The sequence below is a fragment of the Mesobacillus maritimus genome (assembly GCF_023715205.1).
Classification (GTDB): domain Bacteria; phylum Bacillota; class Bacilli; order Bacillales; family Cytobacillaceae; genus Mesobacillus_B; species Mesobacillus_B maritimus_C.
On record NZ_JAMBNR010000010.1, the window covers coordinates 1 to 12726 of the forward strand.

At 37.0% G+C, this 12726-nt stretch carries 17 protein-coding genes; 10 read left to right on the forward strand and 7 right to left on the reverse strand.

Translation table 11 applies throughout. From position 1 onward, the window contains the following. Positions 1-375 precede the first annotated feature (375 nt). On the reverse strand, positions 376-777 hold the full coding sequence (locus tag M3182_RS14945) for a hypothetical protein (RefSeq protein ID WP_251425576.1): 402 nt from the start codon (positions 775-777) through the stop codon (positions 376-378). 537 nt (positions 778-1314) lie between these two features. Further along, positions 1315-1749 carry a DUF1885 family protein gene (locus M3182_RS14950; RefSeq protein WP_251425578.1) on the reverse strand — a complete coding sequence of 145 codons (435 nt, stop codon included), beginning with the start codon at positions 1747-1749 and terminating at the stop codon, positions 1315-1317. A 157-nt stretch (positions 1750-1906) separates the two neighbouring features. Between M3182_RS14950 and M3182_RS14955 the strand changes: the two genes are divergently transcribed. Together M3182_RS14955 and M3182_RS14960 are read left to right on the forward strand one after the other, a co-directional pair. Continuing rightward, on the forward strand, positions 1907-2206 hold the full coding sequence (locus M3182_RS14955) for a DUF3055 domain-containing protein (RefSeq protein ID WP_251558830.1): 300 nt from the start codon (positions 1907-1909) through the stop codon (positions 2204-2206). Between the two features lie 198 nt (positions 2207-2404). Then, complete coding sequence (locus M3182_RS14960) at positions 2405-2527, forward strand: GapA-binding peptide SR1P (RefSeq protein ID WP_251425580.1); 123 nt, start codon at positions 2405-2407, stop codon at positions 2525-2527. A 326-nt stretch (positions 2528-2853) separates the two neighbouring features. Here the strand turns inward: M3182_RS14960 and M3182_RS14965 are convergent, their stop codons facing one another. Continuing rightward, complete coding sequence (locus M3182_RS14965; RefSeq protein WP_251425582.1) at positions 2854-4323, reverse strand: aminotransferase class I/II-fold pyridoxal phosphate-dependent enzyme; 1470 nt, start codon at positions 4321-4323, stop codon at positions 2854-2856. A gap of 205 nt (positions 4324-4528) precedes the next feature. Here M3182_RS14965 and M3182_RS14970 point away from each other — a divergent pair, with 205 nt between their 5' ends. Together M3182_RS14970 and M3182_RS14975 are read left to right on the forward strand one after the other, a co-directional pair. After that, positions 4529-5485, forward strand: coding sequence for an NAD(P)H-dependent flavin oxidoreductase (locus tag M3182_RS14970; RefSeq protein WP_251425584.1), 957 nt, complete (start codon positions 4529-4531; stop codon positions 5483-5485). Positions 5486-5566: 81 nt separating this feature from the next. Continuing rightward, positions 5567-5839: a UPF0223 family protein gene (locus tag M3182_RS14975; protein WP_251425586.1), complete on the forward strand. Its 273-nt coding sequence runs from the start codon at positions 5567-5569 to the stop codon at positions 5837-5839. 28 nt (positions 5840-5867) lie between these two features. On the opposite strand, the gene M3182_RS14980 is transcribed toward M3182_RS14975, so the two are convergent. Further along, complete coding sequence (locus M3182_RS14980; RefSeq protein ID WP_251425588.1) at positions 5868-6488, reverse strand: DUF1054 domain-containing protein; 621 nt, start codon at positions 6486-6488, stop codon at positions 5868-5870. A 169-nt stretch (positions 6489-6657) separates the two neighbouring features. Here M3182_RS14980 and M3182_RS14985 point away from each other — a divergent pair, with 169 nt between their 5' ends. Together M3182_RS14985 and M3182_RS14990 are read left to right on the forward strand one after the other, a co-directional pair. Then, positions 6658-6852: a YkzI domain-containing protein gene (locus M3182_RS14985; protein WP_251425590.1), complete on the forward strand. Its 195-nt coding sequence runs from the start codon at positions 6658-6660 to the stop codon at positions 6850-6852. A 322-nt stretch (positions 6853-7174) separates the two neighbouring features. Beyond that, positions 7175-7981 carry an inositol monophosphatase family protein gene (locus tag M3182_RS14990; protein WP_251558833.1) on the forward strand — a complete coding sequence of 269 codons (807 nt, stop codon included), beginning with the start codon at positions 7175-7177 and terminating at the stop codon, positions 7979-7981. A gap of 309 nt (positions 7982-8290) precedes the next feature. On the opposite strand, the gene M3182_RS14995 is transcribed toward M3182_RS14990, so the two are convergent. Beyond that, positions 8291-8476 carry a YlaF family protein gene (locus M3182_RS14995; protein WP_251425594.1) on the reverse strand — a complete coding sequence of 62 codons (186 nt, stop codon included), beginning with the start codon at positions 8474-8476 and terminating at the stop codon, positions 8291-8293. Positions 8477-8602: 126 nt separating this feature from the next. Here M3182_RS14995 and typA point away from each other — a divergent pair, with 126 nt between their 5' ends. The 3 genes from typA to M3182_RS15010 are packed head-to-tail and all read left to right on the forward strand — an operon-like array spanning position 8603 to position 11077. Continuing rightward, positions 8603-10438, forward strand: a complete 1836-nt coding sequence (gene typA / locus M3182_RS15000) for a translational GTPase TypA (protein WP_251425596.1) — start codon at positions 8603-8605, stop codon at positions 10436-10438. 23 nt (positions 10439-10461) lie between these two features. After that, positions 10462-10776 carry a YlaH-like family protein gene (locus M3182_RS15005; RefSeq protein ID WP_251425598.1) on the forward strand — a complete coding sequence of 105 codons (315 nt, stop codon included), beginning with the start codon at positions 10462-10464 and terminating at the stop codon, positions 10774-10776. A 10-nt stretch (positions 10777-10786) separates the two neighbouring features. Continuing rightward, complete coding sequence (locus M3182_RS15010; protein WP_251425600.1) at positions 10787-11077, forward strand: hypothetical protein; 291 nt, start codon at positions 10787-10789, stop codon at positions 11075-11077. Between the two features lie 103 nt (positions 11078-11180). Here the strand turns inward: M3182_RS15010 and M3182_RS15015 are convergent, their stop codons facing one another. Continuing rightward, positions 11181-11381, reverse strand: a complete 201-nt coding sequence (locus tag M3182_RS15015; RefSeq protein ID WP_251425602.1) for a YlaI family protein — start codon at positions 11379-11381, stop codon at positions 11181-11183. 137 nt (positions 11382-11518) lie between these two features. On the opposite strand from M3182_RS15015, the gene M3182_RS15020 reads away from it, so the two are divergent. Next, positions 11519-11974, forward strand: coding sequence for a pyridoxamine 5'-phosphate oxidase family protein (locus M3182_RS15020; RefSeq protein ID WP_251425604.1), 456 nt, complete (start codon positions 11519-11521; stop codon positions 11972-11974). 102 nt (positions 11975-12076) lie between these two features. Here M3182_RS15020 and M3182_RS15025 read toward each other — a convergent pair whose 3' ends face one another. Beyond that, positions 12077-12670 carry a YhcN/YlaJ family sporulation lipoprotein gene (locus M3182_RS15025; RefSeq protein WP_251558836.1) on the reverse strand — a complete coding sequence of 198 codons (594 nt, stop codon included), beginning with the start codon at positions 12668-12670 and terminating at the stop codon, positions 12077-12079. Positions 12671-12726: the final 56 nt, after the last annotated feature.

Here is a 12726-nt window from a genome sequence, read left to right on the forward strand (position 1 = left end):
CTTAATGAAAAGGAATAAAAAAAGAAAAGGAAAAAGGCAATTTTCCGCTTGAAAAACAGGTGGAAAATTGCCTTTTTGTATTCATTTGAATTTGCAGAATAAAAAACGTAAGTTTTTCAGTGCCCTCGTGAATAGCGGAGGGGATTTTTTTATCTAAAATCCAAAACTATACCTAAATCTGTTCAGGAGCCTATTTTTGAGTGATGATACTTTTGTTTAAAGTGGTTTGTCACAATGAGGCTAGCTATGTAGATTGAATCTCTAAGGGAGGTTATGATAGTTCAGTTTACGTAAAGAGGACTGTAAACGATGGCTGTTTTCAAGGTAGGAAACTAAAAGGATATACAGCGCATGGGCAATATATATAAGGAGAACTTATTGATTCTTTACTGAAAGTGGGCTTTCGTCAGAAAAAACCGCCTCAATCGGTTTGATAATCTCGTGCTTAGTAGCATTTCCACTAATTTTAACAAGAATATGATCTTGATAATAAACCACGATAGCGGGCTGTTGGTCAATCTCAAATAGCTTCGAATATTTTGATGCCTTTTCTCCAACCAAAACTTGCATATTATTAAACGCATCTGGATAATCTCTTCTTAGCTCAACGATTGCATCATAATAAGGTGCTTCAAAGCGATTATTTGTATCGTTTGACAAGAAAAAAATCTGTTTAGAATTATAATCAAGGTCAAAATCATCATAAATAGAAAATGAGCTACAGGAAGAGATTATGAATAGGAAAGTAATGATAAAAATCATGGATAAAACCCGCACTTTCTTCCCTCACTTCCACGTAATAAAGTAGTGAACCGTCCAGTTATTAAAACCATTCTATCACACTGATTTCCGAAAATTCTGTCTGTCACTCATTTGTTACTTAAATGAAAAATATCTATCAAAATTATACATATACTATTTCTTAACGATTGGCTATGAAGAAAGAATTGAAAAATGGTGGTGATCTCGTGAAGGTTTATTCCGTTATTCTGATGCAGATGATGATTTGGAGTCTATATACGCTATTGGAATGGCTATCACAACATGATCATCCAATATATAATGGAATCATGTTCATAGTTTTTCTTTTTATCGCAATGAAGTGTGGAAACCTCATAATGAAGTCAACCCGAAAAACACTTTTTACTACTCTAGTTAGTTTAGGTGTATATTTTTCGTTGTATTTAACAATGTCGATTTTTTCAATATAAAATACGGTGTATATTAGGATGGGATTAGGTCAACAAAACTAATAGCACATCAAGAGAAACAGAACGATAAAAAACCCCCTGAATTACTCAGGGGGGAAAGAAATTATTTACGAGGATAATAATACATAATACGACCATTGAATAAATGAAGTTCGCCTTTAAGTTTTTTGGCTAAAAATTTACTAAACTCATTTGCTTTCCCCTTATCACCATGGGTGGCGGAATCAGGGAGGGTAATTTGTATGTAAGTCTGTTTCACTTGCTCATTTTCATTGTTGACAACGCTTTCGTTGTCAATACCCATTAAAATGGCGTTATATCGATCATGGTCGGATTTAAGGTAAAACCAGTTGTCTGTTCCAGTTGTGGGTTCTTTTATTTCGTATGGGAAGGCAGAGTACTCATAATTCCAATCAACTTGAGTGCCGGTCTTTGAAGTGATTTCTTTATAGTAGTTAAAAAGTGATTTAATCTCATCAGTCGTAATGGTTTGTTGTGCTGATGACGGGACAAGTTTAATATAAGCATTTTCAGTCATGGTCGACCCCCCTAGTTTCCTATCAATCTAATGATAGCATTTGCTAATAATAGCGACAACATATTGTCACAAAATTCCTTAATCGTTGCCTTGAATCCTGTGAATTGTTGATTTATAATTTTCTTTTAAGATTCAAACAAAAAGGAGGAGATGATTTATGGGTTTGTTTGAAAAACTATATGATGAACATGAAAAAGTACAAGTACGCTTTATTGGTTTTACAACCGAAGAGACACGGTATGACTTTGGGATTGTCTATACCAATATGTTTTTTGGAAAACCTCTTATTGTTTGTATGCAAACAGGTCGCTCAGCTCTCCTTGATCCAAGTGATTTGGATAATATTGAATACCTACAAAAAGCATTCCACATAAAAGAAGTTAATCAGGCAGCCGATTTAGCTGAATTTTTCAAGTCTGAACTTCCTATCATGCCATTTCAACCCCAATATGAATAATGAAAAGAAACCAGGTCGTCTTTGACCTGGTTTCTTTGTATACATGATCATTATAATATGCATACAAAATGAACAAAAAAACTTTAATGTGTTATACAAATTAGGCTTGATATTTTAATAGTGTTATATTATTATGTATTTAGATAATTTAAAACGCTTTCAGATTCACCAAACTAAAGGGAAAAGGGGTTTGAAGTAATGGGAACAATCGTGTGTCAAACATGCAATTCAACAATTGAACATTTTGAGGATGAGAAAGTCACTGTTCTCTACTCAAACAACTGTACATGCAACAATAAAGACCATAAAAATGAAAAATAATAGGTAAAAATAAAAGGGTATGCGTTAGGTGAACGCATACCCTTTTTTTGATAAGGCTCTTTTCTCAAACATTGTTGCTTTTAAAAAATATATAGCATGATTTAGCGATGTTTCCATTCCAAATTGGTTTGTAAGAGGAGAAAAGAGCTTAAAAACTAAGTAGTATCGCAGAGGAAAGCTTATTTCTCGTTATAATCGGCTTTAGGATTTTAACAACAAACTTTACGATAACAACCTATGGTAAAAAATATAAATCAATCTTTATATGACGACTACTTTGAAATGGAAAACTCGCCAATCGGCGAGTTCTTTTAATTAGATTGTACCTACCGTATAGCCTTATGCTCTTTTATAACCCGAATATTTTGTAGTTGGTCATCTTCCGGTCCTTGAACAGGAAGGCCTGCTTCCATATTCATTTTTATATAACGAAGATTTTCGGCTGTAATAATTTCACCAGGAATAAAGATTGGGATTCCAGGAGGATATACCATTACAAACTCGGCGATAATCCGGCCTTCCGATTCAGACAATGGAATGACTTCCGTTTCAGCATAAAATGCATCTCTTGGAGTAAGGGCAAGTAACGGGATGTCAGGTAAGATTACTTGAGCATGGATTTTCTCAACGCGTTCATGAAATTGGTCGCTTAATTCTTTGAGGGCACGAACCAACAAATCTCCTTCTGATTCAGTATCACCTGGTGTGATGATGCAGAGAAGATTGTATAAATCAGAAAGTTCCACTTCAATATTGTATTTTTCGCGAAGCCATTTTTCAGCATCATAACCTGTTATTCCTAAATCTTTTATGGAAATAATTAATTTTGTTGGATCATAATCAAATGTTGCCTTTGTACCAAGTATTTCTTCACCAACACAATAAAGGTGTTCAATTTCATTGATTTGTTTTCTAATAGATTTAGCTAAATTGATTGTTTTATCAATCAGTTCTTTCCCCTCAGTTACTAAACGCCTTCTTGCTACATCCAGGGACGCTAAAAGCAGGTAGGAAGTAGAAGTAGTGGTTAGCATAGACAAAATGGATTGAACTCTTTTATATGACACAAGCCCATCCTTAACGTTTAAGATTGAACTTTGAGTCATAGACCCACCTAATTTGTGCACACTTGTTGCAGCCATATCTGCACCTGCTTGCATGGCAGAAAGTGGGAGTTCTTCGTGAAAGTGAATGTGTACTCCATGTGCTTCATCGACTAAAACCGGAACTTCATAGGAGTGAGCCACTTCTACGATTTTTCTTAAATCTGCTGAAACACCGAAATAAGTAGGGTTGATGACAAGTACACCTTTTGCATCTGGATTTTGTTCTAATGCTTTTTCTACTGCATCGGTAGTAATTCCGTGCGAAATCCCCAAGTTTGAATCGATTTCAGGGTGAATAAAAATAGGGATTGCCCCTGAAAAAACAATAGCCGACATGACCGATTTATGGACATTTCTTGGGACAATGATTTTATCCCCAGGTCCACACACGGTCATAATCATCGTCATAATTGCACCACTTGTACCTTGTACGGAAAAGAAAGTGTGATCTGCTCCAAATGCTTCTGCAGCTAGATCCTGGGCTTCTTTAATGATTCCTTTAGGGGAATGAAGGTCATCTAGTGGTCCAATGTTAATTAAGTCAATTGATAAGGCATTATCTCCGATAAAATTTCGAAAAGTTGGATCCATCCCTGTTCCTTTTTTATGACCGGGAATATGGAACTGGACTGGGTTCTTTTTTGCGTGTTCAATTAAACCACTAAACAGTGGTGTTTTATTCTGTGACAACAATAGCAGGAACACCTCTTTATATCAATAATAATTACAGAGTCTACAAAACAAATGAATTATAGCATTATTCATTTTCCATGACTACAACTAATTCTTACTTTTCATTCATCCTTCTATAATTATTTATGCCCTTGTTTCTGCTGAATAAAAGGAAAGTTCCTTTGAAAATAGAATAACAATACGTGAAGGGAGATGTTTGTAAATGAATTGGGAAACAAAAGTTACCAAAATGCTTGGGATTCGCTATCCGATAATTCAGGGAGGATTAGCCTATTTAGCTTATTCAGATTTGGCTGCTGCTGTCTCAAATGCAGGAGGATTAGGTCAAATTACAGCAATGAGTTTAGAAAGTCCGGAAGCATTAAGAGCAGAAATTAAACAGTTAAAAAAAATGACAGATAATCCATATGGAGTAAATTTTGCGATTGGTCAACATGGACGACCATTTTCTGACTTCCTAGATGTCGCTATCGAAGAAAAGGTCCCGGTCATTACGATGACAGGTGGAAATCCAGCGCCTATTTTTGAGCAGTTAGAAGGTGTAGATGTTAAAAAACTTGTGCTAGTGGCAGCTAAAAGACAAGCAGAGAAAGCAGAGGAACTTGGCGCGGATGCAGTAATGGTCGTTGGTCAAGAAGGGGGAGGGCATCTAGGTAAAAATGATACCGGTACGATGGTGTTGATCCCGAGTGTAGTTGATGCAGTGTCAATCCCGGTTATTGCATCAGGTGGAATTGGAGATGGTCGTGGATTGATGGCAGCACTTAGTTTAGGAGCGGAAGGCATTGAAATGGGGACGAGATTCATTGCAACTAAAGAATGTATCCATGCACATAAAGCTTATAAACAGCGATTAGTGAACGGGACAGAAAATGACACAGTCGTCATCAAAAGGAGGATTGGGGCACCGGCTCGGGCGATTTCAAATGAGTGGACAAATAAAATTATTGAACTAGAGAATAAGTATGGAAATTATGAATCCCTCAAGGAGTATATTAGCGGTGAAGCGAACAAAAAGTATATTTATAAAGGAGACGAACAAGCAGGGTTTGCTTGGGCAGGTCAAGTAATGGGACTGATCAATGATGTACCGACGGTGGAAGAGCTGATTACTAGGATGGTCCGCGAAGCAGAGTCAATTCGAGAAAAGTGGAATTGAAATTAGATTTGCACCTGGTTGAGATAAATGTGTACAATTGGTTCAAACTAGAAATATGATGATAAAGCAGGTGCGTATTTTATGGAATATCAATATCCTATCGATTATACATGGTCGACAGACGAAATTATCGATGTTGTAGCATTTTTTGAAGTGATTGAACTGGCCTATGAAAAAGGAGTATCTCGAGAAACGATCATGGACCGTTATCGACGGTTGAAAGAAATCGTTCCAAGTAAATCAGAAGAAAAGAAATTGTTTAACGAATTTGAATCAGAGAGTGGTTATTCTTCTTATCGGACAGTAAAGTCTGCAAAGGAAGCTAACTCGGGGGATAAAATAAAAATGAAATGAAAAAACGGCCTTGAGGCCGTTTTTTGGTTTAAGACAGTTTATAGAGGGGTATTAATGTTTTAAATACAGAGTCTACTTTATCAATGAATTCTTCGCCACTCATTTTAGTAGCTGTTTCACGTGGGATTGTATATCCACATAGAATCTCTGCTTTTTTTACTGTTTGTAGCCGCGTGAACATATCCAGTAAGTCAGCTTTTGATAAAGTTTGTTGTTTCCATGCATCTGGTTTTGTGTGGTCAGTGGACCAAACGAAATCAGGTGGTGTTTGGTTGATAATTTGATCAATATTCTTTTCTAGTACTTTGCCGTACTCTACTTTATTTGGTGCTTCATAGATAAGAGCAAACCAAATGAACATATGCGACTCCCAAAGGCCAATTTGAAAATGAGGCATCATTTTATAGCCCCGGGGATTCGCAGCGAATGCGACCCATGTATCTTGGGGTGGATTTTTGGTGCGACGAGCATGTTTCGCCACATGATAATACATTTCATCTCCAGTAAGGCTAGCTAGCTGTGGGTTGAAATGGTTTCCAAGCTCTTCAAGTTTTGGACGGATTTGCTTTTTTAATGCATCCATCCGCTCGTCCAAACCGTCTATTGTAAAAACTTCAAAGTCTTTATCTGTGAAACCAGAAAACTTCATCTTACTACCTCCTAATTCTTTGTAGATATTGTAACAAACAGAATCAGAATTTTGAAAGGATAACACCTATTTATAGGTCATAGCACATATTTGTTGCAACGTCCACTATCGTTTCATAGAATATTAAAAATATAAAAATATTTCAAAACCACTAAGGAGTGTATAAAACTTGAAACAACTAATGGATTCTATGGAGGGAAGGCCGAGCGACAAACAAAGAACAGCCGTTTTGCGAATGGAACTTGACTATGAACTTGCGACGCTTTTTGAAGCAATGAGTGAGTCTAATAAAGCAAAGATAAATTCCTGTAAGAAAAAACTCGAAAAGATTCGCCAGGAGCTGCTTGCTCTAAAGGCACTATAATAAAAGATTGGATACAGGTAAAATGATTAATCAGGTAATCAAATTAAGGGCAAAATAAAACGAACTCCAAGGAAAAGGGGGAGTTCGTTTTTGTTGTTTAAAGATCATTTGTCAAAGAGTAGCTAGGAACTCAACTCGACATTATAAGGAATGGTTTCATTTATTTATCTGATAAGAAGGTTCTTCGGAGGGGTCTTATCTAAGTGCTTCCTAATTAAACCCTTAAAGGGAAAATACTTGAAGCGATAATGTTTTTCTTATAAGCTAAATCTAATCTTTTTTCACGTAAAAACAGAAAATGGAATATGTAAAGGGGGAGCAGATGGTGACCGTGAATTTGCATGAAATTGATACATATGCCAAACAATGGATTAAAGAAGCCGGAGAGCGAATACGAGAATCCTTTCCAAAAACGTTAAATATTGCAGCAAAGTCAAATCCCAACGATTTGGTAACCAATATTGATCAAGAAACGGAGCAATATTTCATTGAGAAAATAAAGGGCACATACCCCGATCATAAAATTTTAGGCGAGGAAGGATATGGGGATCGCTTAGAAAAGCTAGAAGGAGTTGTATGGATTATTGATCCTATTGATGGGACGATGAATTTTATCCATCAACAGCGTAACTTCGCTATCTCAATCGGCATTTATGAAGATGGTATCGGAAAAATTGGGATTATATATGATGTTGTACATGACGAACTCTATCACGTGTTAAAAGGACATGGGGTTTTTCTTAATGATATTCAACTTTCGAATCTTAAGGAAACGAGTGTGCATGAGTCGATTATTGCCCTAAATGCAACATGGGTAACGGAGAACCGCCGTCTTCCTTCCGACTTGCTAGCACCTCTTGTAAAAGAAGCAAGAGGCACAAGATCCTATGGTTCAGCTGCTCTTGAAATGGTGTATTTAGCTTCTGGACGGATTGATGCTTATATTACGCCAAGATTAGCTCCATGGGACTTTGCTGCAGGAATCATTATGATTGAGGAACTGGGTGGTGTAGCTACAAATCTAAGAGGCGGAAAACTAGACTTATTAAACCAAAGCTCTTTGTTTGTTGCGAAACCTGGTTTACATGGCGAAATTTTGAAAAAGTATTTAAAGAATGGTCAGTGGTAGGGAAGGTTCATCTAAAATTTGGGTAGACAAAAATCCCGCTCTATTCTAGAGGGGATTTTTGTCTGAGAATGTATTTGGGGAAGATAGTGAAATCTTTTTAATCATCGTAGCTTTTTTTATAAGGCTGTTTTTCGTAAAGATTGTTGTTAAAAATCTTAGTGCCGATTTTAACGAAATAGTAGCCAATTCGTATGTTTTAAATTAGTTTGCAACCTCTTTTTTCATAAAATTGACTGTTTTTTTGAAAAAAATCTAACTTATTCAGATGTATTTTTGTTTCAAGAGCAACAAATTTTGAGAAAAGAGCCTTTATAATTCGCCGTTTTCTCTAAGCTTCTTTTTTATTTTAAAGCCAAAACCCATAATGAAAACTAGTGCAACAATGCTGAATATAGCTCCTAAAACACTACTTTCACCGATTGAAACTCCTATTCCCATCATACATACTGCAGCGGCAATTGCTAAAAATAATAATGGCCATTTAATTTGATTCATGACGACTTGGACTCCTTCCAAAAATATTCCAGTAAAGAATCAGTTTCTCCTATTGATATGGTTATGATATAATAACTCAGTTATAAAAAAATGATAACATATTTGAGATAAAGGCGGTTGACTTTTTTGAAAATAAGAGAAGATATTCGCAATATAGCAATCATTGCCCACGTTGACCATGGAAAAACAACTCTAGTTGATGAACTCTTAAGACAAGCCGGGACTTTTCGTGCAAATGAGAGTGTCGATGAAAGAGCGATGGATTCTAACGATATCGAAAGAGAACGTGGAATCACGATTCTGGCTAAAAATACCGGAATCATCTATAAAGACACTAGAATTAATATTCTAGACACACCAGGACACGCTGACTTCGGTGGAGAGGTTGAGCGAATCATGAAGATGGTCGATGGAGTGCTACTTGTTGTTGACGCGTACGAAGGATGTATGCCTCAAACTCGTTTTGTATTAAAAAAGGCGCTAGAACAGCAAATAACACCAATCGTCGTTGTCAATAAAATTGATAAAGAATTTGCAAGGCCTGCTGAAGTCATTGATGAAGTCATTGATTTATTTATTGAGCTTGGTGCGGATGAGGAGCAACTTGAATTCCCAGTGGTTTATGCTTCTGCCATTAATGGTACTGCAAGTTTGAATCCAGAAAAACAAGATGAAAACATGCAAGTTCTTTATGAGTCCATTATTGACCATATTCCTGCACCAATTGATAATCGCGAAGACCCGCTTCAATTCCAGGTAGCCCTTTTAGATTACAATGATTATGTTGGCCGAATTGGAATTGGTCGTGTTTTCCGTGGAACGATGAAAGTAGGTCAGCAGGTAGCTTTAATGAAATTAGATGGTTCAGTAAAACAATTCCGTGTTACGAAAATTTTTGGTTTCTTTGGGCTAAAGCGAGAAGAAATTCAAGAAGCTAAAGCAGGCGATTTAATTGCCGTTTCTGGGATGGAAGATATTAATGTTGGGGAGACCGTTTGCCCTGTAGAACATCAAGATGCTCTACCGATATTACGCATCGATGAACCTACACTACAGATGACTTTCCTTGTAAATAATAGCCCGTTTGCTGGTAGAGAAGGTAAATACCTTACTTCTAGAAAAATTGAAGAAAGACTTCGTGCGCAATTACAAACAGATGTAAGTCTTCGTGTAGAAAATACAGATTCTCCAGATGCTTGGATTGTTTCTGGTCGTGGAGAACTTCATCTTTCCATTTTAATTGAAAACATGCGTCGTGAAGGATATGAGTTGCAAGTATCAAAGCCAGAGGTTATCGTTAAGGAAATCGATGGCGTGCGTTGTGAACCTGTAGAACGTGTTCAAATCGATGTTCCAGAAGAACATACTGGATCCATTATGGAATCGATTGGTGCTCGTAAAGGTGAAATGCTGGATATGGTTAATGGTGGGAATGGACAAGTCCGATTGACTTTCAATGTTCCAGCACGTGGACTAATTGGGTATACAACCGAGTTCCTTACATTAACACGTGGATATGGGATAATTAACCATTCCTTTGACAGCTACCAACCAATGGCGACCGGACAAGTAGGTGGCAGAAGACAAGGGGTTCTTGTTTCTATGGAAACAGGTAAAGCAACAACTTATGGTATAATGGGAGTAGAAGATCGTGGTACCATCTTCGTAGAACCTGGTACTGAAATTTACGAAGGTATGATTGTTGGAGAACATACACGTGAAAATGATATCACGGTAAACATCACAAAAGTAAAACACGCAACAAATATTCGTTCAGCTAATAAGGACCAAACTTCCGTTATAAAGAAACCGAGAATTATGACGTTAGAGGAATCCCTTGAATATTTAAATGAAGACGAATATTGTGAAGTAACTCCTGAATCGATTCGCCTTCGTAAAAAAATCCTTGATAAGAGTGAACGTGAGCGAGTGGCAAAGAAAAAGAAATATGCTGAAGCTTAAGTAGATTATAGGGGGAAAGTAGTATGGATGTTAGTCAACGCCTGACCTTTTTTGCAGCACTTTTCAAAGTGGATCAAAATCCTGATCTCGGCATGTGGATGCTTTACTTAACCATTTTATTGTTAAGTATCCTTGTTTATAAATTGGGGTTTGCTAAAAAACTGCCTATTGGAAAGGCGATTATCATTTATTTATTCCTAGGTTTTGGTTGTACATTCCTAACCTTTCTAGGTATTTTCCTCCCTATCGCAGAAGGTCTGGTAGTAGCAGCTTTGATTTTGATCATTTACAAGCTTCGTCTACGGCTGCACAAGAAACAGGAAATGGATGTTAACTGAGGTGGAAAATATGATGTCCTTGCAAGATAAATTGTATAACTGGTTAACAATCAAAGTAGTGGTTGATGCCAGGCCAGAGGATACAGCCGCAGCTGAAACAATGCAAATGTTTGAGCATCTATTAGCTGATGAGAATGGCATTCAAAATCCTGTAGTGAATGTAGACGAGACGATGTATCAAGTTGAAGTTGAAACGGAAGGGAAACAGAAAATGTATCGTTTCCCAAGAGAGTTGATAGAAGTTATGCTAGACCAAATAAGTAATGAACCAGATAAGTACGTGAATTACCCTAATGAATAGAGTATGGTGCAGTTTGAGATAGACTTTAGTTAGGGAAGGTATCTATTCTTTTAATCATTACAAAATAACAAAGAAAAGACCGCCACTCTGGCGGTCTTTCCTATTACCATTCATCATTTTCAACTGGAGACTTATATAAACGGAAATTTCCTGTTTCCATTCGTTTGTTCGTCTTCTCAGTAATTCGCTCATGGCACTCATCGCACATATAAGTGTGGATTGGACGATTTCTAAGTTGTTTAGCTTGGAGCGTTTCGTCGTTTATTGTTTCGATTTTATCGCAAATTACACATTTTACTCTCATTGTTTTACACCTCAAAGAAAATCGATTCAGAGTTTTTGTATAGTATATCATGGATTAATCCAAAGAAGAATGGGTGGATGAATTTGCCCTGTAAATCCATCCATAGTAAGATATTGTTAAAATAAGGAGGCTGACGTATGGCAAATGAAGTCGAACCACAATTAATTAGTGAATTGTTTGAGGAGTTGCAAACAGAACGTTTTGTCACAATCGCTACTGTAGACCATGAAACAGGTGGCCCAAATGTTAGTGCGATTTCATGGATTTTTGCACAGAACGCAAAAACCATTTATTTCGCCATCGATAATCGCTCTCGAATCATTGAGAATCTAAAACAAAATGGCAAGGTCGTTATCGCTCTTGTGGCGAACGAATCTACTTATTCAATATCAGGAACAACAACTATAAAACAGGACGCGATCCCCAATGTACCTTTAAGCTTGTCACTAGTTGAAATGCATATTGAAGAGGTAAGAGATGTGATGTTCTACGGTTCTAAAATTGTATCCGAACCTACATACGATAAAACATATGATAAAGAGGCAGCAGCAAGATTGGATAAACAGGTGATGGATGCCATAAGAAAAGCTTAGTCAAGTAGACTAAGCTTTTTGAGCTAGCGGAAGGGAATGTTATCTCCCAATTTCGGGTTGAAAGATTTACAGGAATTTCTTGTAGTAAACCAATAGGCCCCTTTAATCTCTATCTTTCATATAATTCGACTGGCGATCTTGTGTTTTTTCTAGTTGCTTTTCTTCGCCTTCTTCTAATTTATCTTTTGGTTCCTCGATTCCATCTTTTGGCTGTGGTTCTAAATTATCGGCAGGAACTTCAGGCATGATTCTACCGGTGATATCAGCAAGCTCATTCATAATTCCTTGCAAGGGACTACCATTTCTAAAGTCTTCTACTACCTCCGCTAACCTTGCATTCAAATCGGGATCCGCAACCACAATGGCACTTGCTCCTTGAGGGTCACCTTTTAAACTCTCTGAAACGGCATATTTAATTGTACCAACTTCAGAGCGGTCCAAATTTTTGTCTACGTCAATTCCAATTACAGCATAATCTCCAATTACAAGCGCAGTTGCGTTTTTTACATCAGGCACACCTTTAGCTAATTCTTCGAGATGATTGGCCTTATTTTCGTCTTCCTCTCGATCAACCTGCTCATTTGTTGTGTTTTGTACTTTCACTCTTTCGTCTTGCTCCTTCTGTGAAGCATTGTTATTTGATGCACAACCTGTGAGCAATAAAATAAAACACAAGAAAAATAAAGCTCTTTTCACTATAGCACCTCCAAAATTTTTCGATACAGGATTTAATTTTGGCTAAGACATAGGCT

What these genes read in the sequence shown, in the direction of transcription:
- M3182_RS15010 (WP_251425600.1), top strand. Translation starts at nt 10,787, where the DNA reads ATGATGTCCTTGCAAGATAAATTGTATAACTGGTTAACAATCAAAGTA.
- M3182_RS14970 (WP_251425584.1), top strand. Translation starts at nt 4,529, where the DNA reads ATGAATTGGGAAACAAAAGTTACCAAAATGCTTGGGATTCGCTATCCG.
- M3182_RS15020 (WP_251425604.1), top strand. Translation starts at nt 11,519, where the DNA reads ATGGCAAATGAAGTCGAACCACAATTAATTAGTGAATTGTTTGAGGAG.
- M3182_RS15005 (WP_251425598.1), top strand. Translation starts at nt 10,462, where the DNA reads ATGGATGTTAGTCAACGCCTGACCTTTTTTGCAGCACTTTTCAAAGTG.
- M3182_RS14960 (WP_251425580.1), top strand. Translation starts at nt 2,405, where the DNA reads ATGGGAACAATCGTGTGTCAAACATGCAATTCAACAATTGAACATTTT.
- M3182_RS14975 (WP_251425586.1), top strand. Translation starts at nt 5,567, where the DNA reads ATGGAATATCAATATCCTATCGATTATACATGGTCGACAGACGAAATT.
- M3182_RS14955 (WP_251558830.1), top strand. Translation starts at nt 1,907, where the DNA reads ATGGGTTTGTTTGAAAAACTATATGATGAACATGAAAAAGTACAAGTA.
- M3182_RS15015 (WP_251425602.1), bottom strand. Translation starts at nt 11,381, where the DNA reads ATGAGAGTAAAATGTGTAATTTGCGATAAAATCGAAACAATAAACGAC.
- M3182_RS14990 (WP_251558833.1), top strand. Translation starts at nt 7,175, where the DNA reads ATGGTGACCGTGAATTTGCATGAAATTGATACATATGCCAAACAATGG.
- M3182_RS14950 (WP_251425578.1), bottom strand. Translation starts at nt 1,749, where the DNA reads ATGACTGAAAATGCTTATATTAAACTTGTCCCGTCATCAGCACAACAA.
- M3182_RS14980 (WP_251425588.1), bottom strand. Translation starts at nt 6,488, where the DNA reads ATGAAGTTTTCTGGTTTCACAGATAAAGACTTTGAAGTTTTTACAATA.
- M3182_RS14995 (WP_251425594.1), bottom strand. Translation starts at nt 8,476, where the DNA reads ATGAATCAAATTAAATGGCCATTATTATTTTTAGCAATTGCCGCTGCA.